The organism is Pseudomonas sp. MDT1-16, from assembly GCF_054898115.1.
This window is the reverse complement of the sequence record NZ_CM142717.1, coordinates 4529482-4554576: the sequence shown is the minus strand read 5'-3', so window position 1 is coordinate 4554576 and position 25095 is coordinate 4529482. Positions and strand designations below refer to the sequence as shown.

The window sequence follows — 25095 nt, the reverse complement described above, 5'->3', positions numbered from 1 at the left end:
CGAGCTTGCGAGGCTGCGTTCGGCTGCGCAGCAGTCGTGAAATCAGGCGACGCGGTGATTCAGGTAGTCCTCGCGCTCAGGTTTTACGACTGCTGCGCAGCCGAACGCAGCCTCGCGGGCTCGGCAGCTGCTACAGGACCTCATCGTCTACCTGTACTTGCTGGAGCCCCTTCATGGCCAACGCGTTACCCGACCTGAAACTTTTGCGCATCTTCGTCAGCGTGGTTCGCCATCAGGGGTTTGCCAGCGCCCAACAAGAGCTCAACCTCTCGACCTCGGCCATCAGCACCTACATGAGCCAGCTCGAAGCCGCCCTCGGCCTAGTCCTCTGCCATCGCGGCCGCGGTGGTTTCAGCCTGACCAGCAAGGGCGAACTGTTCCATCAGGAAACCCTGCGCCTGCTCGGCGAACTCGAAGGTTTCGAACAATACGCCGCCGCCCTCAAAGGGGAACTGCGCGGCACCCTGAATCTGGGGGTGATCGACTCCACCGTCAGCGACAAGGCCTTGCCCTTCGCCGAAGCCATCGGCGCCTACAGTCAGGAACACCCGGCCGTGCATTTGCACCTGTCGGTCATGAGCCCTTACGAACTGCAACTCGGTGTGCAGGACAACCGCCTCGACCTGGCCATCGGTGCGTTCTCCACGCGCATGAGCGGTCTGGTGTACATGCCGCTATACCGCGAACAACACTGGTTGTATTGCAGCAGTCGTCATCCGCTGTTCACCGAGCGGCGCATTCCCGAGCAGGTCATTACCCAGCAGCGCATGGTCGGCCGCGGTTACTGGAGCCAGGCCGAACTGGCCCGTCACGGCTTCAAGCACAGCGCAGCGACCGTGGAAAGTATGGAAGCCCAGCTGATTCTGGTGCTGTCCGGTGCCTACATTGGCTACCTGCCGGAGCACTACGCCCAGGCGTGGGCGGACAAGGGCGATTTGCGGGTGCTGCTGCCGGCGACCTTCGGTTATCAGGCGCCGTTCTCGATGATCGTGCGCCGTGGCCGCAGCCGCGAGCCGCTGATCCAGACCTTCCGCGACCTGCTTAAAGCGCAACTGAATCAGGCCGCTTAAAGGAAAAACAAGTGATGTCCAGAATCCAATGTCCACGCTGCCTGCGTCCGCAAACCCATTGCCTGTGCCCACTGATCCCGAGCCTCGAGAGCCGCACTCGGGTGTTGCTGTTGCAGCATCCCAGTGAAGTGAACCATGCGCTGAACACCGCGCGGTTGGCGGCGTTGGGGTTGAGGAATGCCGAATTGATTGTGGGCGAGGTGTTCGAGGATTTGCCGGCATTGTTGAACCGGCCGGGCTACCAGGCGCGACTGCTGTTTCCTGCCGATAATGCGCAGCCGTTGCAGACTTACGCCGCCAATGATCAACCGTTTTTGCTGGTCGTTCCGGATGGCACCTGGCGCAAAGCGCGCAAGCTGCTGCACCTCAATCCGTTGTTGGCGGCGTTGCCGAGGGTGACGTTGGCGGAGGGCGGGGTGTCGAGGTATCGATTGCGCAAAGCACCGGGGCCGGGTGCGTTGTCGACGGTGGAAGCGATTGTTCAGGCGTTGCAGACACTTGAAGCACCGGCCATTTTCGAACCGTTGCTACGGCCATTTGAAGCCTTGATTGAAGGGCAGATCGCGGCGATGGGAGAGGAGACCTTTTTGCGTAATCATGGCGGCACATGATCGTTCCCACGCTCTGCGTGGGAATGCCACCCGGGACGCTCCGCGTCCCTTCACAAGCGTGACGCAGAGCGTCACAGGATGCATTCCCACGCGGAGCGTGGGAACGATCAGCGGTTAACGCTCGCGCATCGCTTCGGTCCGGGCTTTGAGCACCGGTTTAAGCAAGTAATCCAACACACTTTTCTCCCCAGTAATAATGTCCACCGTCGCCACCATCCCCGGAATAATCAGCAACGGTTTTGCATCCCGGCCCAAATGGTTTTTATCCGTCCGTACCTGAATCAGATAAAAGCTGTTGCCCTTGTCATCCGTAATCGTGTCCGCTCCAATCAACTCCAGCTTCGCACTCATCCCCCCATAAATCGTGTAGTCGTAGGCACTGAACTTGACCATCGCTTTCTGCCCCGGATGCAGGAACGCGACGTCCTGTGGCCGGACCTTGGCTTCGATCAGCAAGTTGTCTTCAAGCGGCACGATTTCCACCATGTCGCTGCCCGGTTGAACCACGCCGCCGATGGTGTTGACCTTCAGCACTTTGATAATCCCGTGAACCGGCGACACCACGGTGGTGCGGGTCACTCGGTCATCGATAGCAATGCTCGATGCCGTGATTTTCGACAGGTCGGTGCGTTTTTCATTCAGCTCTTTCGCGGCATCGGAGCGGAAGGATTGTTCCGACTCATCAATCTTGCTTTTGATCTCATTGATCGCCGATTCCGCACGGGGAATCGCCAGCGTCGTAGCGTTCAATGAGCCGCGAATCTCCACGGCACTACGTTTGAGTCGCAAAATCTCCACCGGTGAAACCGCCCCGGAGCCGACCAACGGCGCGGACATGTTCATCTCTTGTTGCAGCAACGCCAGGCTTGAACTGTATTGGCCCTGTTTGGAACGGAACTCCGCCAGTTCCTGGGTTTTTTGCCGAAGTTGTTCACTCAGCGTGCGCTGTTCGCTCGCCAATCGACGCTGGCGTTGTTCGTGCAGCGAGCGTTCGTCCTCGGCTACTTGCGGCGCCTTGGCGATCACTTCGGGGGACAGCTTGAACGGCCGGCCTTCAGCCTCGGCCGACAGCCGTTCGACTTGTGCGGTCAGCGCATAACGATCCGCCTCGCTTTCACCCTTATTCGACAGAAATCGAGTGTCATCGAGGCGCAGCAAGGTGTCGCCCTTGTTCACCATTTGCCCTTCGCGAACGAAGATCTCAGTGACGATGCCGCCCTCCAGGTTCTGGATCACTTGGACTTTGCTCGACGGAATCGCCTTGCCCTCGCCCATGGTCACCTCCTGCAGCACCGCAAACTTGGCCCAGACCACCGCCGTGATAATCAGCGCTGCCGCCAGCCACACGGTGATCCGCGACCAGCGTGGTGAATCCTGCAACGAGGCACCGGCGGTTTCCGGCATGAATTCGCTTTCGGCGCTTTTGCTGAAGCTGCCGAAGTAGCCGCGCGGCTTCGAATTAGAGCGCGACGTGTCGGATGATGAACGGGCCATGGGTAGCTCCTAGACAGCCGCAGAGCCGACACGGCCCTTGCGCAGTGCATCGATGACCACTTCTTTCGGACCGTCGGCGACGATCCGCCCGTTGTCCAGCACCACCAGCCGATCCACCAGGCTGAGCATCGAAGTGCGGTGGGTCACCAGCAGCAGGGTTTTGCCCTGCACCCAGCCGTGGAGTTTTTGTCGCAGAACGTCTTCGCTGCTGTTGTCCATGGCGCTGGTGGGTTCGTCGAGCAACATGATCGGCGGATCCAGCAATAGCGCGCGGGCCAGCAAGACCGCCTGACGTTGCCCGCCGGACAGTAGTTGTCCGCGTTCACCCACTGGCCGGTCGAAGCCTTGCGGATGCTGACGAGCCAGCTCGGTGACGCCGGTCAGTTCGGCGACTTCAAGCATCCGTGAGTCGCTGATGTAGCGGGCGCCGAGGGTCAGGTTGTCGCGCAGGCTGCCGGCGAGCAGCGGCAAGTCGTGAGCGACGTAACCGATTTGCTGGCGCAGGTCGGCGACGTCCAGTTGCCGCAAGTCCAGGCCATCGAGCAGCAACTGGCCTTCTTCCGGTGCGTAGAAACCCATCACCAGCCGCGCCAACGTACTTTTGCCCGAGCCGCTGCGGCCGATGATGCCGATCCGCTCGCCGGGTTTCACGCTGAAGCTGATGTTGGCCAGGGCCGGAGCGTTCTGGCCGTTGTAGTGGAACGTCACGCTGCTGACGTCCAGCGCACCTTGCAATTGTGTGCGCTCCAGCGGCCGTTGTTTGGCGTCGCGCTCCTGCGGCAAGGACATCAGCGCATCGGTGCTTTTCATGGTCAGTTGCGCTTGCTGATAGCGAGTGATCAAACCGGCAATCTGCCCCAGCGGCGCGAGCACCCGGCTGCCGAGCATGTAGGTCGCCACCAGCGCGCCGACACTGAGGTTACCGGCGATGATGCTGTAGACCCCGGCGACGATGGTCGCCATGCCGGAGAATTGCTGGACGAACAACGTGCCGTTGGTGGCCAGCGCCGAGAGGTTGCGCGCATGGCTGTCGAGGCGGGTGAGGGCGCCGTGGGTGCTTTCCCATGTGTGCTGGCGTTCGCTTTCGGCGCTGCAAGCCTTGAGGGTTTCCAGGCCGCCGAGGGTTTCAATCAGCAGCGCTTGGCGTTCGGCACCCAGGGTCAGGCTTTTCTGCACGGTATCGCGCAGACGCACCTGAATCACCATCGCGAAGAGGATCGTGATCGGAAACGCCAGCAGCGGAATCACCACCAGCCAGCCGCCGAGCAGGCCGATCACCACCAGCATCAGCACGGCAAAGGGCAGGTCGATCAGGCTGGTCAGCGTCACCGCGGTGAGGAATTCCCGCAGGCCCTGGAAGTCGTGAATGCTTTGGGCAAAACCACCGATGGTCGCCGGCCGGGCTTTCATCGCCATGCCGGTGATGCGCTCAAATAACGTCGCGGAAAGGATCACATCGGTTTTCTTCCCGGCGGAGTCCAGCAAGTGCGCGCGAACCACCCGCAGCGCCAGTTCGAAACCGGTGCCGATCAGCAAGCCGATGGACAGCACCCACAAGGTCGACGTGGCCTGGTTCGGCACCACCCGGTCGTAGGTCTGCATCACGAACAGCGGCACCATCAACCCCAGCAGGTTGATCAAAAAACTCGCCAGAATCGCATCACTGTACAGCCACTTCGACAGCTTCAAGGTGTCACGAAACCACGCCTCAACCCGCGGCACCAGCGGTGAGCGCAAGTCTTCAAGTTCATGCCGTGGCCGCGCGAACAAGGCCTGGCCGCTGTAATTCTCGGCCAACTCGTCCGTGCTGACCCATTGTTCACCGCCGTCGGCTTCGCTTGGCAGAATCAGCAACTGACCGTCGTCACCAAAGCGTCGTAGAACGGCAGTACGGCCGTTGTTGAGGATCAGCATCACAGGCAGGTTGAGGGCGGAAATATCCGCCAGTGCACGGCGCAGCAATCGCGCCTGCAAACTGGCCCGGGCCGCTGCGCGAGGCAGCAGGTCCAGGCTCAAGCGTTGCTTGTTCAGGGGGAGTCCAGCACTCAGGCTGGCGCGACTGACCGTCGCGCCGTGGAGTTTGCAGAGGATCAACAGACCGTCCAGAAGCGGGTCATCGAAACTCAGGCGCGGATCGACACCGATGTTGCCGGGTTCCATGCTGGTCACATTGATCTCTCCACAGGCCTACTTCAGTTCAGGCAAACGGGCTTCGTTTTTTACTTCCGTGGAGGCGATCGCATCGGCGGGCAACACCACCCGTTGTTTGCTCAGCAATTGACCCATGTTCGCCAGCACGCGGTACATCGAGAACTCCTCGGTGTAGCGCACTTCGGTGTAACGGCGGTTGGCGTTGTAGAGCTCGTTTTCACTGTCCAGCAGGTCGAGCAGGGTGCGTTGACCGAGGCCGAACTGGTCCTGATACGCCACGCGCACGCGTCCGCTGGTATCCGCGTATTCGCGGGCGGTCGGGGTTTGTTTCTTGGCATTGACCATGGCGTTCCAGGCCAGGTGAATGTTCTCGTTGAGTTGGCGCAGGGCATTGTTGCGGATGTCCATCGCCTGGTTGATCTGGTGCGCATTGGAGGCCAGGCGAGCCTTGTCACTGCCACCGCGGAACAGGTTGTAGTTCATCACTACGCCGACCCGCCATTCGTTGTCGTGTCCTTCATCGCCCTGCACGTTGTTGTTTGCACCCACGGCGGCTTCGGCGTCGAAACGTGGGTAGAACGGCGACTTGGCCACTTCGTACTGGCTCTCGGCCGATTGCACGTCGGCCTGGGCAGATTTCAGGTACGGGTTGTTTTCCACCATGCTTTGCTGGGCTTCCTGCAGGGTGGCGGGCAGCTCGCCTCGGGTCGAGGGCGGTGCTTCGATTTCATCGGGCATGCGCCCCACGACGGCGTAGAAGTTCGACTCGGCATCCGCGAGATCGACTTCAGCGGTATCGAGGTTGTTTTGCGCCAGTGCCCGACGAGCGACGGACTGGTCGGAGTCGGCGTTGCTGCCGATACCGCGCTGGGTGCGCAGACCGATTTGATCGTTGACCCGCAAGTGAGCCTGCAGGTTGTTCGTGGCCAGGGTTACCAGTTCGCGGCGCTTGAGCACTTCGAGGTAGACCTCGATGGTGCGCAGGGCCAGATCCTGTGCGGTGCCCTGAGCGTAATAGGCCCGGGAATTGACCACACCTTTGGTGCGCTGGACTTCATTGGCGGTGTTGAAACCATCGAAAAGCATCTGCCGCAGGCGCAATTCCGATTGGGTGTAAGTCAGGATTTCGGTGTGGTGATTGCCAAATGCCCGGGTGCTGGTGTTATCGCTGTACCCGCGCCCGTAGGCGGCATTCAGATCAACCGATGGATAAAAGCCCCCTTTGGCGACTTTAACTTGCTCATCGGCCGAGAGGCGGCTGTCCACACGCGACGCCAACTCCGGGTGGGTCGCGATGGTGCTCTGGATCGCCTCGGTCAATGACATGGCTTGGGCCTGAGAAGTGCAGGCCATCGCCAGCAGAATTGCGCTGCTTAGGGGGGTTAATACGCGCATGGGTGCCTCTCCCTGAATCCTAATGGTGCTTATCATCCGCCAAATATTTGACGACATTTATAGTGAAAACCGTTTCACTCTTGTAACAACAGAGCTAAGAACATTTTAGAGAGAACCTAAGAAGTATTTCTCATAAGTCTTATGCCAAAAAAAACTTATACGCCCTGCTAAATCCAGCACATTGTTCACTCCGAAAGCCCCTGATTTAGGAGCGTTAGGGACCTCCGCAGGGCTTGAGGAAAGTTTCAATTCACCTATCGACATAGGGCGGGGAAGTGCTGGAGGGGAGGGAAGCGGACGGCCTGGGGGGTGACGGTTTTTTGTCACTCTAGTGGATCAAGATCGTTACGCATCGCTCGAAGGGCAAGTTGTTGCGCAAGTGGATCCCGATGCCATTGATTGCATAGGGTTTTATCCCGCAGCAGACACGTCGCCCGCGAGCGGCAGGCTTGGCGAGAACGGCGCCAGGGCAGCGGCTTACTTCAGGTAACCACTGCCATCAGGCGATTCCGCCAGGTAACCCGTTGGAGCCATGAGCACGTTCTTCGCAAAAACAGGATGCCAACAGCGGTTGGCAGCGGAGGAAGTGCACATGGCTACGCTCATCGGTATCGTCAGTAAGGTTATTGGTCAGGTGTTCGCGGTCGCGAGCGATGGCACCCGACGCGCGCTGGTCGAGGGGGATCGATTGTTCGCCGGCGATCAGCTAGTCACCGGGGCCGAAGGCGCGGTGGCGGTGCATCTGCAAAATGGCCAGGAACTGACCCTCGGGCGTGACAGCAGCCTGCAAATGACTTCCCAGTTACTTGCCCATCAGGCGCCCCATGTGGACACCGCTGAAGCGGTGACGCCAACTCAAGCGCAACTGACCGATGTCGAACAACTGCAAAAAGCGATCGCTGCCGGCGACGACCCAACCCAGACCGCTGAAGCCACGGCGGCCGGACCTGGTTCGACCGGCGCACCCGGTGCACTGGGCGGCGGCCACACGTTCGTCATGCTTGAAGAGGTGGGCGGGCGGGTCGATCCGACGATTGGTTTTCCTACCGCAGGCTTCAACGGCGTTCCCGAATTTCCCCTGGAGCGGCTGGCCGGAAACCCGGACAACGGCGACAACGGTGCAGGCGGTGCAGGCGGTTCAGGTGGTTCGGGTGGTGCAGGCGGCTCAGGAGGGACAGGCGCTCTTCCTGTGACACCGGTTGTTCCTGATGTGCCGAACAATCCGGTCACCCTCACCGGCCTGTCGGTGGCAGGGGGCGAACTGACCCTCAATGAGGCCAACCTGGCCGACGGTTCGGCCCCCAACCCTGGGGCACTGACCAAGACCGGCACGTTCAGCGTGTCTGCTCCTGATGGGCTGACCAGCCTGAGCATCGGTGGGATCAACGTGATCAGCGGTGGCGTTGCCGCAGGCTTCCCGCAGTCGATCACCACCCCGTTGGGCAACACCCTGACCGTCACCGGCTACAACCCGGCCACGGGGGTTGTGAGTTACAGCTACACCCTCAACGACAATGAAACCCATCCGGCCGGTGACGGCGCCAACAGCATCACCGAGAATTTCGACGTCGTCGCCACCGATACAGACGGCAGTACGGCGACCGGGCAAATCAACGTCAACATCGTCGATGACCTGCCGACCGCCCATGCCGACACGGCCTCGGTCGCCGAAGGCGGCATCATCAGCGGCAACGTGCTGTGGAACGACGTCGGCGGCGCCGATGGTCCCGCCGCCGGTGGCGCAGTGGTCGGTGTGCGCGCCGGCTCAGACACCTCGACCCCGGTCAACGGCGGCCTGAACAGCCAGATCAATGGCACCTACGGTTACCTGACGCTGGACGCCAACGGCAACGCTGAATACCACAGCAACCCGAACGCCGTGAACGGCCCCGGTGCGACCGACACGTTCACCTACACCTTGCGCGATGCCGACGGTGACGAAAGCACCACCACCATCACCATCGACGTGAACAATAGCTACATCAGAGCGATCAGCGACAACGACGTGACCGTGTATGAAAAAGCCCTCGACCTGAACAAGGACGGCCAGGATCTGGCGGCCGGGACCGTCACCGGCAGCCAACCGGGGAATACCGGCGAAACCGCCAGCGGCACCCTGGTCGGCTCCGTCACCGGTGCCACCGGTGCGATCACCTACACGCTGGTCGGCAGCGCCACGGGCAACTACGGGCAAATCCTGCTCAACCCCAACGGCACCTACACCTACACCTTGACCTCGCCGGCCAGCACCACGCCGCATGCGAACGACGGCGCCAACACCCAGAGTGAAACCTTCACCTACCACGCCACCGATTCCCTGGGCAATGTCGTCACCAGCACGATCATGGTCAACATCGTCGATGACCTGCCGACCGCCCATGCCGACACGGCCTCAGTAGCCGAAGGCGGCATCATCAGCGGCAACGTGCTGTGGAACGACGTCGGCGGTGCCGATGGCCCTGCGGCAGGGGGTGGGGTGGTCGGCGTACGCGCCGGCTCAGACACCTCGACTTCAGCCATCGGCGGCCTGAACAGCCAGATCAATGGCACCTACGGTTACCTGACGCTGGACGCCAACGGCAACGCTGAATACCACAGCAACCCCAACGCCGTGAACGGCCCCGGTGCGACCGACGTGTTCACCTACACCTTGCGCGATGCCGACGGTGACGAAAGCACCACCACCATCACCATCGACGTGAACAACAGTTGCATCAGAGCGGTCAGCGACAGTGACGTGACGGTCTACGAAAAAGCCCTCGATCTGAACAAAGACGGCCAGGATCTGGCGGCCGGGACCGTCACCGGCAGCCAGCCGGGGAATACCGGCGAAACCGCCAGCGGCACCTTGGTCGGCGCCGTCACCGGTGCCACCGGTGCGATCACCTACACGCTGGTCGGCAGCGCCACGGGCACCTACGGGCAAATCCTGCTCAACCCCAACGGCACCTACACCTACACGCTGACGTCGGCGCCAAGCACCACGCCGCATGCGAACGACGGGCCGAACACCCTCAGTGAAACGTTCACCTACCACGCCACCGATGCCCTGGGCAATGTCGTCACCAGCACGATCGTGGTCAACATCGTCGATGACCTGCCGACCGCCCATGCCGACACGGCCTCGGTAGCCGAAGGCGGCATCATCAGTGGCAACGTGCTGTGGAACGACGTCGGCGGTGCCGATGGCCCTGCGGCAGGGGGTGGAGTGGTCGGCGTGCGCGCCGGCTCAGACACCTCGACCCCGGTCATCGGTGGCCTCAACAGCCAGATCAATGGCACCTACGGTTACCTGACGCTGGACGCCAACGGCAACGCTGAATACCACAGCAACCCCAACGCCGTGAACGGCCCCGGTGCGACCGACGTATTCACCTACACCTTGCGCGATGCCGACGGTGACGAAAGCACCACCACCATCACCATCGACGTGAACAACAGTTGCATCAGAGCGGTCAGCGACAGTGACGTGACGGTCTACGAAAAAGCCCTCGATCTGAACAAAGACGGCCAGGATCTGGCGGCCGGGACCGTCACCGGCAGCCAGCCGGGGAATACCGGCGAAACCGCCAGCGGCACCTTGGTCGGCGCCGTCACCGGTGCCACCGGTGCGATCACCTACACGCTGGTCGGCAGCGCCACGGGCACCTACGGGCAAATCCTGCTCAACCCCAACGGCACCTACACCTACACGCTGACGTCGGCGCCAAGCACCACGCCGCACGCCGACGATGGTGCGAACACCCTCAGCGAAAGCTTCACTTACAAAGCCACCGATGCCCTGGGCAACAGCACCACCAGCACGATCGTGGTCAACATCGTCGATGACCTGCCGACCGCCCATGCCGACGCGACCTCGGTCGCCGAAGGCGGCATCGTCAGCGGCAACGTGCTGTGGAACGACGTCGGCGGTGCCGATGGTCCCGCCGTCGGTGGCGCAGTGGTCGGCGTGCGTGCCGGCTCAGACACCTCGACCCCGGTCAACGGCGGCCTGAACAGCCAGATCAATGGCACCTACGGTTACCTGACGCTGGATGCAGCGGGCAACGCGGTCTATCACAGCAACCCGAACGCCGTGAATGGCCCCGGTGCGACCGACGTGTTCACCTACACCTTGCGCGATGCCGACGGTGACGAAAGCACCACCACCATCACCATCGACGTGAACAACAGTTGCATCAGAGCGGTCAGCGACAGTGACGTGACGGTCTACGAAAAAGCCCTCGATCTGAACAAAGACGGCCAGGATCTGGCGGCCGGGACCGTCACCGGCAGCCAGCCGGGGAATACCGGCGAAACCGCCAGCGGCACCTTGGTCGGCGCCGTCACCGGTGCCACCGGTGCGATCACCTACACGCTGGTCGGCAGCGCCACGGGCACCTACGGGCAAATCCTGCTCAACCCCAACGGCACCTACACCTACACGCTGACGTCGGCGCCAAGCACCACGCCGCACGCCGACGATGGTGCGAACACCCTCAGCGAAAGCTTCACTTACAAAGCCACCGATGCCCTGGGCAACAGCACCACCAGCACGATCGTGGTCAACATCGTCGATGACCTGCCGACCGCCCATGCCGACGCGACCTCGGTCGCCGAAGGCGGCATCGTCAGCGGCAACGTGCTGTGGAACGACGTCGGCGGTGCCGATGGTCCCGCCGTCGGTGGCGCAGTGGTCGGCGTGCGTGCCGGCTCAGACACCTCGACCCCGGTCAACGGCGGCCTGAACAGCCAGATCAATGGCACCTACGGTTACCTGACGCTGGATGCAGCGGGCAACGCGGTCTATCACAGCAACCCGAACGCCGTGAATGGCCCCGGTGCGACCGACGTGTTCACCTACACCTTGCGCGATGCCGACGGTGACGAAAGCACCACCACCATCACCATCGACGTGAACAACAGTTGCATCAGAGCGGTCAGCGACAGTGACGTGACGGTCTACGAAAAAGCCCTCGATCTGAACAAAGACGGCCAGGATCTGGCGGCCGGGACCGTCACCGGCAGCCAGCCGGGGAATACCGGCGAAACCGCCAGCGGCACCTTGGTCGGCGCCGTCACCGGTGCCACCGGTGCGATCACCTACACGCTGGTCGGCAGCGCCACGGGCACCTACGGGCAAATCCTGCTCAACCCCAACGGCACCTACACCTACACGCTGACGTCGGCGCCAAGCACCACGCCGCACGCCGACGATGGTGCGAACACCCTCAGCGAAAGCTTCACTTACAAAGCCACCGATGCCCTGGGCAACAGCACCACCAGCACGATCGTGGTCAACATCGTCGATGACCTGCCGACCGCCCATGCCGACACGGCCTCAGTAGCCGAAGGCGGCATCATCAGCGGCAACGTGCTGTGGAACGACGTCGGCGGTGCCGATGGCCCTGCGGCAGGGGGTGGGGTGGTCGGCGTACGCGCCGGCTCAGACACCTCGACTTCAGCCATCGGCGGCCTGAACAGCCAGATCAATGGCACCTACGGTTACCTGACGCTGGACGCCAACGGCAACGCTGAATACCACAGCAACCCCAACGCCGTGAACGGCCCCGGTGCGACCGACGTATTCACCTACACCTTGCGCGATGCCGACGGTGACGAAAGCACCACCACCATCACCATCGACGTGAACAACAGTTGCATCAGAGCGGTCAGCGACAGTGACGTGACGGTCTACGAAAAAGCCCTCGATCTGAACAAAGACGGCCAGGATCTGGCGGCCGGGACCGTCACCGGCAGCCAGCCGGGGAATACCGGCGAAACCGCCAGCGGCACCTTGGTCGGCGCCGTCACCGGTGCCACCGGTGCGATCACCTACACGCTGGTCGGCAGCGCCACGGGCACCTACGGGCAAATCCTGCTCAACCCCAACGGCACCTACACCTACACGCTGACGTCGGCGCCAAGCACCACGCCGCACGCCGACGATGGTGCGAACACCCTCAGCGAAAGCTTCACTTACAAAGCCACCGATGCCCTGGGCAACAGCACCACCAGCACGATCGTGGTCAACATCGTCGATGACCTGCCGACCGCCCATGCCGACGCGACCTCGGTCGCCGAAGGCGGCATCGTCAGCGGCAACGTGCTGTGGAACGACGTCGGCGGTGCCGATGGTCCCGCCGTCGGTGGCGCAGTGGTCGGCGTGCGTGCCGGCTCAGACACCTCGACCCCGGTCAACGGCGGCCTGAACAGCCAGATCAATGGCACCTACGGTTACCTGACGCTGGATGCAGCGGGCAACGCGGTCTATCACAGCAACCCGAACGCCGTGAATGGCCCCGGTGCGACCGACGTGTTCACCTACACCTTGCGCGATGCCGACGGTGACGAAAGCACCACCACCATCACCATCGACGTGAACAACAGTTGCATCAGAGCGGTCAGCGACAGTGACGTGACGGTCTACGAAAAAGCCCTCGATCTGAACAAAGACGGCCAGGATCTGGCGGCCGGGACCGTCACCGGCAGCCAGCCGGGGAATACCGGCGAAACCGCCAGCGGCACCTTGGTCGGCGCCGTCACCGGTGCCACCGGTGCGATCACCTACACGCTGGTCGGCAGCGCCACGGGCACCTACGGGCAAATCCTGCTCAACCCCAACGGCACCTACACCTACACGCTGACGTCGGCGCCAAGCACCACGCCGCACGCCGACGATGGTGCGAACACCCTCAGCGAAAGCTTCACTTACAAAGCCACCGATGCCCTGGGCAACAGCACCACCAGCACGATCGTGGTCAACATCGTCGATGACCTGCCGACCGCCCATGCCGACGCGACCTCGGTCGCCGAAGGCGGCATCGTCAGCGGCAACGTGCTGTGGAACGACGTCGGCGGTGCCGATGGTCCCGCCGTCGGTGGCGCAGTGGTCGGCGTGCGCGCCGGCTCAGACACCTCGACCCCGGTCAACGGCGGCCTGAACAGCCAGATCAATGGCACCTACGGTTACCTGACGCTGGACGCCAACGGCAACGCTGAATACCACAGCAACCCCAACGCCGTGAACGGCTCCGCTGCGACCGACACCTTCACCTACACCGTGCGCGATGCCGACGGTGACGAAAGCACCACCACCATCACCATCGACGTGAACAACAGCTGCATCACGGCGGTCAGCGACCACGACGTGACCGTCTACGAAAAAGCCCTCGACCTGAACAAGGATGGCCAGGATCAGGCGGCCGGCACCGTCATCGGCAGCCAGCCAGACCGCACGGTTGAAACCGCCAGTGGCACCCTGGTCGGTTCGGTCAGCGGCGCCAGCGGCGCGATCACTTACACGCTGGTCGGCAGCGCCACTGGCACCTACGGCCAAATCCTGCTCAATCCCGACGGCACCTACACCTACACGCTGACGTCGGCGCCTAGCACCACGCCGCACGCCGACGATGGCGCGAACACCCTCAGCGAAAGTTTCACTTACAAAGCCACCGACGCCTCGGGCCATTCCACCACCAGCACCATCGTGGTCAACATCGTCGATGACCTGCCGAACGCCAGCCCCGACGCGGCCTCGGTGGTGGAGGGCGGCATCGTCAGTGGCAACGTGCTGGCGAACGACTTCGGCGATGCCGATGGGATTGGGGTGGTCGGCGTGCGCGCCGGTTCAGACACCTCGACCTCGGCCATCGGCGGCCTGAACAGCCAGATCAATGGCACCTACGGCTACCTGACGCTGGATGCAGCGGGCAACGCGGTCTACCACAGCAACCCGAACGCCGTGAATGGCCCCGGTGCGAGCGACACGTTCACCTACACCTTGCGCGATGGCGACGGAGACGAAAAAACCACCACTATTACTATCGATGTCAGCGACAGCTGCATCAAAGCGGATCCGCTCAGCGCGTCGCCGGCCACCTCAAACACCGATTGGATTGCCAAAGGTGCGGACTTCACCGGCAGCGGAGCGATTAATTTCTTCGGCACCAACAACAACGAGGCGAACCAGGCATTGGCCAATGTGCGGAACGCCTTTGCCGGCAACGTCGCGACCATGACCGCATTGCTGGTGGTCAGCGGTTATCTGGGCGCTGTCGCCAATGCCAATGATGAGGACCGCATCACCGTCAACCTCAAACAGGGTGAAACCCTTAACCTGGATCACAACCTCGCGGTCGGTCACATCGCGATGGAGTACTCCGTCAACGGTGGCGCCTTCATTGCCATCGCCGACGGCCAGACCATCACCGCCGCAGCGGACGGCACGTACCAGATCCACATCACCTACATCGACAACGATGGTCCGGGCATCAGCGGGAAGGGGGCGGAAAACTACCAACTGACCATGACCGTCAACTACGCCGGGGCCCACGATGTCACCCCGGACTACCACGGCACCTACACCGCCAACGACAGCCATGGCGGCAGCGATAACGCCGCCGTGACCATCACCTATCAGAACGGCCACACTCTCACCGGGACGGCGGGCGATGATGTACTGGTGGCGGGCGTCGGCAACAACGAGTTGCACGGCGGCGCCGGCAATGACGTGCTGTTCAGCGACGCGGGTAACGACCTGCTCGACGGCGGCACCGACGTCGACACGGCGAGCTATGCCCACGCCTCGGCCGGCGTCACCGTCGATCTGAGCCTGCTCACCCCGCAAAACACCGTGGGCGCCGGGACCGACACCCTGACGGCAATCGAGAACCTGATCGGCTCGAACTTCAACGACACCCTCACCGGCGACAACCACAGCAACATCATCAGCGGCGGCCTGGGCAACGACGTGCTCAACGGCGGGGGCGGCGATGACTTCCTGATTGGCGGTCTGGGCAACAACACCCTCACCGGCGGCAGCGGCGCCGACACCTTCCAATGGCTCAAAGGCAACAGCGGCCACGACGTGGTCACCGACTTCACGCCGGGCACCGACAAACTCGACCTGTCGCAACTGCTGCAAGGGGAAAACGGTACCGCGGCGTCGCTGGATGATTACCTGCACTTCAAAGTCACCGGCAGCGGCGCCTCACTGGTCACCAGTATCGACGTCAGCGCCATGGCCGGGGCCGCGCCGAATCAAACCATCGACCTGGCGGGTGTGAACCTGGCCAGCCACTACGGCGTAACGCCGGGGACGGGTGGGGTGATTGCGGGTGGGCACGATACGGCGACCATCATCAACGGCATGCTCAATGACCATTCGTTGAAGGTGGATACCGTGTGACCTGAAACGACAAAACCCGCCATTCCTGTTGAAGGAATGGCGGTTTTTTTTGTTTTCCGTAGCATTGCTATCGCGAGCAGGCTCGGGCTGGCTTTCGATCGGGTTGGCCACATATTTGGCGACAGTTTTCTAGGTGAAAGTATTGCCCTGCAAATTGTCATGGCGATGACGCCAGGTGCCGTTGCTGTCAACGTCAAGCGTGATGATCAGCGTCTGGTCATCCCATAGTTCAATCTTTTCGCCTGCGGTGGCGTTGCCTTCAATCACAACGCTCTTGTCATAGGTTGTGGCACCCGGTTGCACCAGACCTCTGGAGTCGGTGATCGAATGGATAACAGGCGTTTCTGCATAAACGACGACGGTGAAGGTTCGGGTCTGGCTCGATACCGGGTCGGCGTCAAATGGGCGTCAAGTAGTCATAGCGGGATGATCTGTGGTGGGGGCAATTCACCCTCCTGGTAATCGATCAACAGGTTCAGCGTGCCCGAATAGCTAAACAGACCGCTGGCGGCGTGCTTGAGGGTATAGCGCACCTTGACGGAGTGGCCGATATTGCCGGTCACGTAATCGGCGTCGACCCGGAATGGCACAGGTTTGCCGGCAGAAACCGTGGTGATCGGTAGCCAGTCACTGGTGCTGGCGAAAGGGTTGGGGCTGATCCAGTAGTAGGTCAAGATGTCTTCTTTGACGGTTCCCAGGTAGTCGACCAGCACGGTGACTTTATCGAACACTTTTGAAGGGTCGAGTACATCGTTCTCGGCTTCCGGCACCTTGGGCGCCGGCAACGTCGCGGCAATCGCCTGAACCTTGACCAGCAGGTGTTCGGACTCGCTCACCCCGTAGACCGCCGCCTGATCATTGGAGACCCGGTACCACAGATTGAGGCGGCCGTTGGCAAGTACGCTGATGTGCTCGGCGAATATGTAAACCGTGACCAGTTTACGCTCGGCGTCATTTGTGCTGACGGTATGCGTCTCCTGATGCACATACGGCGTACCGTTGGATCGCGTGCCCTCCCAGATCAGTTCGATGAAGTCACCGTCGGCCATGCCCGGGTAAGAGACGTCCACGGTGGCCATCATGGTGTCGGGTTCGAGGATTTCGCCCTTCACCTCGTAGAGGACAGGGGCGGGGTGCGCATAGACGTCGCCTACCACATCGGCAAAAGCACGTTTAGAGGAAAGGGGCGGAGTTCCGTTTTTCTTGGTCAGCACATACGAAGTGTCGGCCGATCCCATGGCAATGGCGCGTACTTCTTCGTAAGGCGCCTTCAGTTCAAGGATGCTCGGTACATTCGTGATTTCGTGTGTGTGGATGTGAATCAGCGGTTTGCCAACTTGTGGTGTGCCGATCCAGGTCATCGTGACCGTGTCGCCGATCTCGAAGTCTTCCGTCCGGACATGGATCTGCACGGTGACGTCCTGTTGGTTCAATGTCTTGAGGTTAATTACGCCGTTGACCGCCTCCTCGATGATCGGAGCTTCCAGACGCCAGGCTCCGGCATTGACGTTCACCGTGGTGGGGATCGACCATTCTTCCGAGTAGTTCCACACCTCGTCATGTACCTCGTATTGCACCAGCAAATCGGTGCTGTCGCCGCCGGCCAAAATCTCGGCCTGGTCGGCGACAATCTCGATGGGTTGTGTGCCATCTACGTGCGCTTTTGTGAGCACCAAGGGCTTGAGAAAGACGCTGCCCCATTTCACCTGAACGATATCGCGCACGGCAATGTTGGGATAGCGCAAGATCGTCATCGGCACACCATTGGCGGCCCACGCGGCATCGACCCCTTGTTTGATCACCTCGTCGGGCAACTGCACCCTCTTGAGTTCCGAGTGCCCCGGCAGGTGCGGTTCCTTGTCGCGGCCACCGGGCCGGTCCAGCTTGACCAGCAACCGTAGCGCAACGGACGGATCGTCGGGCGTCACTTCATCTTTGCGCAGCAACCGGAAAAAACATTGTTCGATCCAGCCGGGCACGAACCGCTCTTTCGGCACGTAGAAGAACAGACGCTTGTCCACCTCCTGAGCCATCACCTCATGGTGCAACACATTGTCCGAGTCGAGGTAGACGTCGACGGTGTCGCCTTCCTGCATGCTGTACCACGGGTCGATGACGCACAGAACGCCCTCTTCTTGGCCTTCGACCACATCAAGGCCGATACCGCCATCGCCGTCCACGATCGGTCTGGTCATGCCCGCGATCATTACGGGATTCAGTGACATCAGGCCGGTAGCCGATTCAGGGAAGGGTAGAAGGTAGGGGCGGAAAGAGGTCATGGTCAGTTCCTTGTCCAGTACGAGGCGATGGTTTTCAATCGCAGGGTGATGGACAGGATTTGGCACGACAGCGACTTGATCTGGCTACTGTCAGAAGTCACAGGTGGGGTGTTTTTTCGATGAGTGGTAGCGGGCGGGTGGAGGTGCGTGCTCTTTTCGGTAGGCACAAAAAAACGGCCCGTGGGGCCGTTTCGTTTGAAGCGGGTTACAGAACTTGAACGGATTGATCATTTGGGTCAAAGGAAAACATATAGCCGCTTCCTGAACTGTGGGGCCTCAAATGTATGACCGGCAGGTATCGACCGGTTTGCTGGAAATAATCCTTTTGAAAGAACTGAGCGTTAGGTAGCCCTGTCGCGGCAACGTAGAAAAACGCCTCGAGGGGAAGTTGCTTCGCGATGTTTTGCGGCCAGTTGGCAATGATGACTTCATTGTGCACTTTCTGATCATTTTCATTGAGTGCGGCGCGAGCCTCGATACTGACGGCAAAAGGCGCCTGGTCACCTTTCAGGCTACATCCGTTATACCGACTGGACTGTGCATAAAGATGCTGGACAACGCTCGCTGCACTCGAAATGCCTTGCTCATCGCAAGGCCGGCTCGCTGTAGGAGCATCAGAGTGCGCATTGCAACTGTCACTGCGATAAAAAGTGGCGCCATCAAATGGAAAAGAACATCGCAGGGTCAGTGGGTATGCCGTCGGTGCGGCGAGCTCTTTCATGATCAGTCCCTGGTTCTTTCCCCACGCCAGAACGGGTAGATGGATGTCTGCACGCAAGTAGGAGAATGAAACCCCATTACGCTGTATGGATCCTGGGCTGGAGTTCCACGCGTGGAAATCGGGCGAGGCATCGGTCGTGCGGATCAATACTCCATTGCAGTAATAAGCAGCGGTATTGCCCCGACATGCCATGGCCGTGTCGGCATAACGGCTATTGAGCCGCGACGCCACTTGGTAGCCGACGTACATTTGATCCTGCTGATCGAAACCGAACACCGCTCCCGGCGCCAGGCTCAGATCCATGCGCAACACAGGCAACCAGTCTCCAGTGGCAATGAAGTAGTCCCGTTGATCCTTTTGCGCACCGAGCAGTGCGCCTGTTTTCTTCACGTCATAAAACAACGCGATGATCGGCATCTGCTTCGGCGCCGTGGCGTCCCAGTTTTTGACTTGTACCTGCATCGGTCTGGCCGACCAGCTGGCGTCGAGGCCTTGATGGGCCTGCAGACTGGCCTTGAAGGATGCGGGATCAACGCTGCTCAGCGAGCACTGGGCCGCCAGCTGCAGGTTTTGTTTTTGGAAATGTACAAGCCAGCCGGGGGCGTCACTGACGCCTTGCGCTGCGCAAGAACTCGGGTCCGCTGCAGCATTGGCAGCGGCGGCTAACCAGCCGCATCCGAAGTCGGGGCGCGAGCCCGGCAGCGTCAGTTCAAACGGGTACGCGCACAACAAGTCTTCCTTGGCGGCGGCGGATCTGCTGAACAACATGCCGTTGGCGTGCGTCAGGATGCGGGTGCCGAGATCGGCGCGCAGGTAGATGAAACTCTCTGCACCTAATTGTGCCGGTACTTCCCCATGCTTCCAGAACTCGCCTGTCGCCGGACTGGCGCGGGCCAGCACGCCACTGCACACGTAGGCCGGTTTCTCGGCGCATTTGTTGATTGCGAGTTGATAGTCGTAATTAAGGTCCCGGGCGACATTCGGGCCGGTTGCCGCATGAATGCTAGCTGTCAGCAAACCCTGGGAAAGTGCCAGCAACAGCAAGGCAGCCGATTTTTTACCGAGCACATTCGATAAGGATTTCATGGCCGATAGATCCCCAAGGCCTGAAACATTATTTGTTCTTCAGTGCTCGAACTGCTGGCCTTGTCTTCCTCCAATGATCCCTCAAGGTCGTAGATGGATACCGTCCCAGCGCCTATCGAAGTGCCCGTCCAGAACTGGTAATGCGGCCAGTTCAGGTATTCACCGAAACCTCCTGTCAGGCCTGGTTTGTAGAGATTCCAGAACCGCTCGATTTGTGGCAGTAATACCGGTTCGAGATCGCGACCAACACACTCGGTTTCCATCCCCTCCCAGTTGAAGCTGCTGCCCAGGTAGTACAGCGTTTGAACCCCTTTGATCGTGAGTTTGTAGCTCTGGGTTTGCGCAGGCGAGCTGTTGTCAGTCGCGATGATCCTGCACTCACCATTTGTGCGGACCGTGACTTCGCCGCTGCGCTCATCAATGTAGGCGATGTCTGTGTTATCGATACTGAACGTGTGAGGCGCGGAACCCCAGTTGGCGATGCGGGTCATGCGGGCGTAGTCGGGTACCTGCATGGGCGGTTTTTCGATCGCGGCCACGTAATTCTTGCCGCTTAGGTCTAGCAGGGCATCGGTTTTGAAGTCGCCCGTTAACGTCAACGCCAGATTCAATGATTTTTGCGGCGTACCGGCCCCTTCGAACTGCACTTCATAACGCACCAGCACCACGCTATCGATGGCGTTGGCGATAAATGTCTGTGCGGCGACGGTAAATACCACGTCAAGGCCGACTGCCAATTGGCTGATCGGGATGAAGTCGACAGGCTTGTCATTGAAAAACAGCGTGACCTTGTCTTTGTATTTCATCAAATCGTAAGGCTTGATGCGGACTTTCGCTCGGTTCAGAGGCAGATGGTGAGGATCCAGAACATTGCCGACCGCCTCATCTACGCTGGCTGGCTTTAGTTCTTCGGCGGCCTGATTACGGGTGTCGGAATTGCGCACGGCGTTCAGGGCCATACCACGGGAAGCGGGGGTGGCATGGTATGACACCTTGCCTTTGAGCCGATCCTGTACGGCGCTGCTGTCGCCACCGCCAGCGGCCTGGCCCCAAGTCACTACGCGGCCATCGGAGGTGAGTGCGCAGAAACCGTGGGTGTTGTCGTAAATCGCCAGAACATTGGTCAGTTGCTCCACAACGGGTGTGGTGTCGCCACCAGCGGTGGCGTTGCCCCAAGCCACCACCGTGCCGTTCTTGCGTAACGCAGCAAAGGCCGTTGATGAACCGCATACCTGAACGATGTCGTCCAGAGTGGCGATGTCGGCCGGTACGCTCCCCCCTTCGACGGCAGTACCCCACGCCACCACGTGTCCATTGCTGCGCCGGGCGGCGAAGGCACGCCAGGTCGCGCAGACTTCAACGATGTCCGTCAGGCCGCCAATCAACGAGTCGACGGTGCCCCCGTATGTAGCGGTACCCCAAGCCACCACCTGTCCGGCCGCCCGCCGAGCCGTGAACGCCTGAGCATTGGCGCAGCTCAGCTCGACGACATCGGTCAGGGCGGCTATGGCTTCGGGTACGGTGCCGCCATACGTTGCATGGCCCCAACCGACAATCCTGCCATTGGCACGGTGCGCCGCGAAGGCGCCGAAACTGCCAATCACGGTTTTGATGTCGGTGAATCCACCGATCTCGGGGGGGACTGTTGCGCCATTGGCCGCCAGCCCCCAAGCCACTACTTGCCCGGTGTTGCGCAATGCGGCAAAGGCCTCACCGGCTGCAATCACGTGTGTAATATCTGTCAGCAGCTTGATCGGGTCGGGGACTGTCGCACCACTGGTTGCGGTTCCCCATGCCACGACGCTGCCGTTGTTTTTGATGCCGGCAAACGCCTGGGAGTTGCCCACCACCTGGACAAAATTCAGTGGGTCCACCCCGGGCATGGTGCCACCCTCGGCGGGCGTGCCCCAGACCACCACCGCGCTGTTGGCCCGCCGTGCCGCATAGGCACTGCGGGTGCAACTGACTTCCACGATGTCATCCATCGTGATGATGGTGGATGGAATGGTGCCCCCATAGGTGGCGTTGCCCCATCCGACCATGTCACCGATATCGCGATGGGCCACAAAGGCAGCAAGGCCGGTGACGGTAGTGTCGACGCCATTGCCGATGATGTTGGCAGGGTTAAGTGTCAGCTGATCATTGGCCGAACGTACTTGCAGCGGCTCTTGCGGTTGGCTGTCGCGCCAGGTGGCGGCGGTTGTCCATTGCGTATCAGTGGGATACTTCCACTCCGCCCTGATCGGTAAGCCGGTCTGGATATTGAACGCACTTAACACACGCAACGCACTGGAAGCACGATAGGTGCTGCGACTGAAGCGCGCGCCCATGACTTTGAGTTTGCCGCTGGCAACGACCTTGCGTACGTCGTAAACGGTCAAGTTGGACGGGCCATCCGTGCTGCCGGCCTTACGTTTGACTGTGTATGACAGGTCGATGTTGTCATCAAGGTTCGCGGCGATGAAGGCATGTGCCACTTTGATGACGGCCAGCTCCTTGTCGGCCTCGGCTTCCAGAACCGAGTGCGTATAGGGAACCGTCGTCTTGCCCACCACAGTCACGGTGACGACATCATCCTTCTTCAATTGGGCGGTGGCGGGAATGACTACGGTAGCGCCGTCGGGATAAACGTTGTCCGGATTGATCTGGTCTTTCTGCTCACCCGTGGCTTCCCTGAGGGTGGCCACCGGTAATGTGGATGTCTGGCGTTCGACGCGCAGCGAATAATCCTCGCCAGCCGATTCTCCACCTTCGAACAGCACCACCCGATAGCTGACAGTCACGTCCTTGTTCAGGCAGGCCTCGATGATTGTCCGGACAACACTGAACTCCACTGTTTTGCCTTGCATGGAGCCGGTAATGGGTACGTCGTCGGTATGAACCGTTGTACCGTCGGTGGTGGCCCACGTCATGTAGAAATGATCACCGGCATTTTCTGGGCGATTGGCCTCGATACTGACCGTGGCGGGTGAATTTGCCGGGTCGAGGAGATCGTCTATCGCCTGCAACACTTTTGCTGGAGGCAACAGCTCTGCGGCGGCCTTGCCGACAGTGAACTCCAACGGATTGGAATAGCTCACGCTGTCCGTTTCAAACCGTAAGATCCGATAGCTGGCCGTCACTTTTTTCCCACGGTTCGGTTCGATATGATCCTTCACGAAGTCGGCATTGAGCTTGAATTTTACATTTTTGTTGGCCGTGAGGGCATTGAGGGTAATTGAGTCCTCTTTCTTGCCGGTGACTTCGCCCTCCCAGGTGTAGGTCACAATGTCCTTGGTTTTACTCGGATTGTCTGTCGGCCTAGGCGCAGTTAGTTCGCTCGCGCCGTTGGGCAGATTTTCGGGCTCCAGCGCGCCATCTTTCTCCCCCAGAACGATGGGATTGAGCAGCTCGAATTGTGGCTCGCCGACGTTGAGCCGCGCGGCGACCCGCGAACCACGTTTGACGATGTCGCCATCCTCGTCAATCAGCAGGTTGTAAGACAGAACCAGATTGCCGCCTTCAAGGGTTTTGAGGTGCCTGCCCTCGACGGTGAAGAAAAAGCCGTTGGGGTCCACGACCTCTTCGCGATCCGGCATATACCAGTCCAGCTCCGGATCGTAGATGCTGCCGTTGGGTCGGGTGCCGAACCATTTGAGCTCGATCCCCATGCCGACTTCGATCTGCGGGTCATGAGGAATGCGGATGCGGGTGCTGGTCAGATCCGGGTCGATCGCTCCCCCCTCGGCATGCTCGGCAATCGGTGCAGCCAATCGTGTCGGCTCACCATTGATCTGGACGAACTGTCCTTTGGAGCGCTGATCCGGCACGCCGTCGCGTTTCAATTGATAGGAAAAGATCGCTTGGGTTTTCACCAGTTTGCGCACGTCCGCCTGATCCAGAGGCACGTCGTAGGTGTGCGGTACGTTGTCGACAGTCACTGCCTGCGCGCTGATCTCGACAGCTTCACCGTCCAGCGTCGTGCCGCGCAGGGTGACAGTGATGCTATCGCCGATTTTGAACTTTTCCTCGTTAGCCCAGACCTGAATCGTGACGGGCTTGTCACTCAGCTCGGCAAGGTCAAGGAAGTTCTCCTCGATCGGTTCAGTAAGGCCGGGGAGGTACTTCTCGATCAGCTTGTAAAGGTCAGCAATGTTTTTCGCGAGGAGACTATCGAGGTCAAGGACGTTGTTCACGGCCTCCTTGACGATAGGCGGGGCCAGCAAAGCGGCATCAAGGGAAACCTTGATCCGGGCTTCCCTGCACCAGTCCTCCGAGTAGTTGTTGACCTTGTCGCGCACCCTGAAGGTGACCGCCAGGCCGTCGGTGTCGCCTGCCTTTTCGATGGTGGCTTTTTCTACCAGAATTCGGATCGGGTTGTTCGCCGGGTCGCTGATCTGTTTCGCCGTCAGCGGGGCGGACTGCAGCAGCACGCCGCCCCAACTCAGGACGATGACATCGTCGACCGCCGCATCGGGGTAAGGCACGCCGATGCCGGATTCGGCGCGGATGATGATGGGCACGCCATTTTCGGCCGTCTCCTTATCAACGCCGTCATTGACAATTTTCGGGTCAATGAACATGAACAGCCCGGAGTGACCGGGGGCAGGATCCGTATCCTGACCGCCGGGAATTTCGAGTTTGGCGAAAAGCCTGGGCTTCGCAGACTCTTCTCCGGGTGGGTTTTGCCCGAGCCGGAGCACTCGATAGTACAGCGTATAGGCGCCTGTCAGCAGATGTCGCGGGGCAACGAACAAGGTGCTACGGACGTCAACGTCGGTGTCGCCGATGGTGTGTTGATCGACCTGCTTATCGTTTAGCAGCAGCTCGACCTTGTCGCCTTTGCTCATGTTCACCCATGGCGCTACATGCACCTGCAGGCCCTTGTCCGGAAACACCCCCCGCGCCGCAGCATGGTTGATTCCCCACTCCCCGGAGGACAGGTCTGGCAAGGTGCGGTCGGGAATCTCCGGCTCCAGCAGGGCCAGTGTGCCGGATCTGCTCAGCGGGGAGATTCTCTTTTTCGGTTGTTTGAGCATGGCGAAGACTCCGGTCGAGGAATTGGGCGACGGAGTGATTTATCGCTTGAGACAAGCGCGGTGGCTACTGTCAGATCTGACAGGTAACGATAGGTTTAAGA

10 protein-coding genes are annotated in these 25095 nt (G+C 60.6%); 3 read left to right on the top strand and 7 right to left on the bottom strand.

Annotation, left to right across the window (positions count from 1 at the left end; translation table 11 throughout):
• The first annotated feature begins 173 nt into the window (after positions 1-173).
• Together ACYZT3_RS20855 and ACYZT3_RS20850 are read left to right on the top strand one after the other, a co-directional pair.
• Entirely contained in the window at positions 174-1070 is an 897-nt protein-coding gene (locus tag ACYZT3_RS20855; protein ID WP_201119066.1) for a LysR family transcriptional regulator, read from the top strand.
• 14 nt (positions 1071-1084) lie between these two features.
• Positions 1085-1681: a tRNA-uridine aminocarboxypropyltransferase gene (locus ACYZT3_RS20850; RefSeq protein ID WP_462030609.1), complete on the top strand. Its 597-nt coding sequence runs from the start codon at positions 1085-1087 to the stop codon at positions 1679-1681.
• Positions 1682-1795: 114 nt separating this feature from the next.
• On the opposite strand, the gene ACYZT3_RS20845 is transcribed toward ACYZT3_RS20850, so the two are convergent.
• From ACYZT3_RS20845 to ACYZT3_RS20835, 3 genes are read right to left on the bottom strand one after another with little or no spacing between them, the layout of a single operon-like run.
• Positions 1796-3175, bottom strand: a complete 1380-nt coding sequence (locus ACYZT3_RS20845; RefSeq protein WP_462030608.1) for an HlyD family type I secretion periplasmic adaptor subunit — start codon at positions 3173-3175, stop codon at positions 1796-1798.
• 9 nt (positions 3176-3184) lie between these two features.
• Positions 3185-5344, bottom strand: a complete 2160-nt coding sequence (locus ACYZT3_RS20840; RefSeq protein WP_282380766.1) for a type I secretion system permease/ATPase — start codon at positions 5342-5344, stop codon at positions 3185-3187.
• A gap of 18 nt (positions 5345-5362) precedes the next feature.
• Positions 5363-6721, bottom strand: a complete 1359-nt coding sequence (locus tag ACYZT3_RS20835) for a TolC family outer membrane protein (RefSeq protein WP_282380763.1) — start codon at positions 6719-6721, stop codon at positions 5363-5365.
• A gap of 592 nt (positions 6722-7313) precedes the next feature.
• On the opposite strand from ACYZT3_RS20835, the gene ACYZT3_RS20830 reads away from it, so the two are divergent.
• Positions 7314-15890 (top strand): retention module-containing protein, encoded by an 8577-nt coding sequence (locus tag ACYZT3_RS20830; protein ID WP_462030607.1) that lies wholly within the window; start codon positions 7314-7316, stop codon positions 15888-15890.
• 129 nt (positions 15891-16019) lie between these two features.
• Here ACYZT3_RS20830 and ACYZT3_RS20825 read toward each other — a convergent pair whose 3' ends face one another.
• The 4 genes from ACYZT3_RS20825 to ACYZT3_RS20810 form a co-directional block, all read right to left on the bottom strand.
• Positions 16020-16157, bottom strand: a complete 138-nt coding sequence (locus ACYZT3_RS20825; protein ID WP_462030606.1) for a hypothetical protein — start codon at positions 16155-16157, stop codon at positions 16020-16022.
• 149 nt (positions 16158-16306) lie between these two features.
• Entirely contained in the window at positions 16307-18169 is a 1863-nt protein-coding gene (locus ACYZT3_RS20820) for a hypothetical protein (protein ID WP_462030605.1), read from the bottom strand.
• A 205-nt stretch (positions 18170-18374) separates the two neighbouring features.
• Positions 18375-19976 (bottom strand): hypothetical protein, encoded by a 1602-nt coding sequence (locus tag ACYZT3_RS20815; protein WP_462030604.1) that lies wholly within the window; start codon positions 19974-19976, stop codon positions 18375-18377.
• Positions 19973-24994: an RCC1 domain-containing protein gene (locus tag ACYZT3_RS20810; RefSeq protein WP_462030603.1), complete on the bottom strand. Its 5022-nt coding sequence runs from the start codon at positions 24992-24994 to the stop codon at positions 19973-19975. The genes ACYZT3_RS20815 and ACYZT3_RS20810 overlap by 4 nt, the downstream gene beginning before the upstream one ends.
• Between the last annotated feature and the right edge of the window lie 101 nt (positions 24995-25095).

Coding starts and splice junctions, on each gene's coding strand:
- ACYZT3_RS20855 (WP_201119066.1), top strand. CDS start 174: ATGGCCAACGCGTTACCCGACCTGAAACTTTTGCGCATCTTCGTCAGC.
- ACYZT3_RS20850 (WP_462030609.1), top strand. CDS start 1,085: ATGTCCAGAATCCAATGTCCACGCTGCCTGCGTCCGCAAACCCATTGC.
- ACYZT3_RS20845 (WP_462030608.1), bottom strand. CDS start 3,175: ATGGCCCGTTCATCATCCGACACGTCGCGCTCTAATTCGAAGCCGCGC.
- ACYZT3_RS20835 (WP_282380763.1), bottom strand. CDS start 6,721: ATGCGCGTATTAACCCCCCTAAGCAGCGCAATTCTGCTGGCGATGGCC.
- ACYZT3_RS20830 (WP_462030607.1), top strand. CDS start 7,314: ATGGCTACGCTCATCGGTATCGTCAGTAAGGTTATTGGTCAGGTGTTC.
- ACYZT3_RS20820 (WP_462030605.1), bottom strand. CDS start 18,169: ATGACCTCTTTCCGCCCCTACCTTCTACCCTTCCCTGAATCGGCTACC.
- ACYZT3_RS20815 (WP_462030604.1), bottom strand. CDS start 19,976: ATGAAATCCTTATCGAATGTGCTCGGTAAAAAATCGGCTGCCTTGCTG.
- ACYZT3_RS20810 (WP_462030603.1), bottom strand. CDS start 24,994: ATGCTCAAACAACCGAAAAAGAGAATCTCCCCGCTGAGCAGATCCGGC.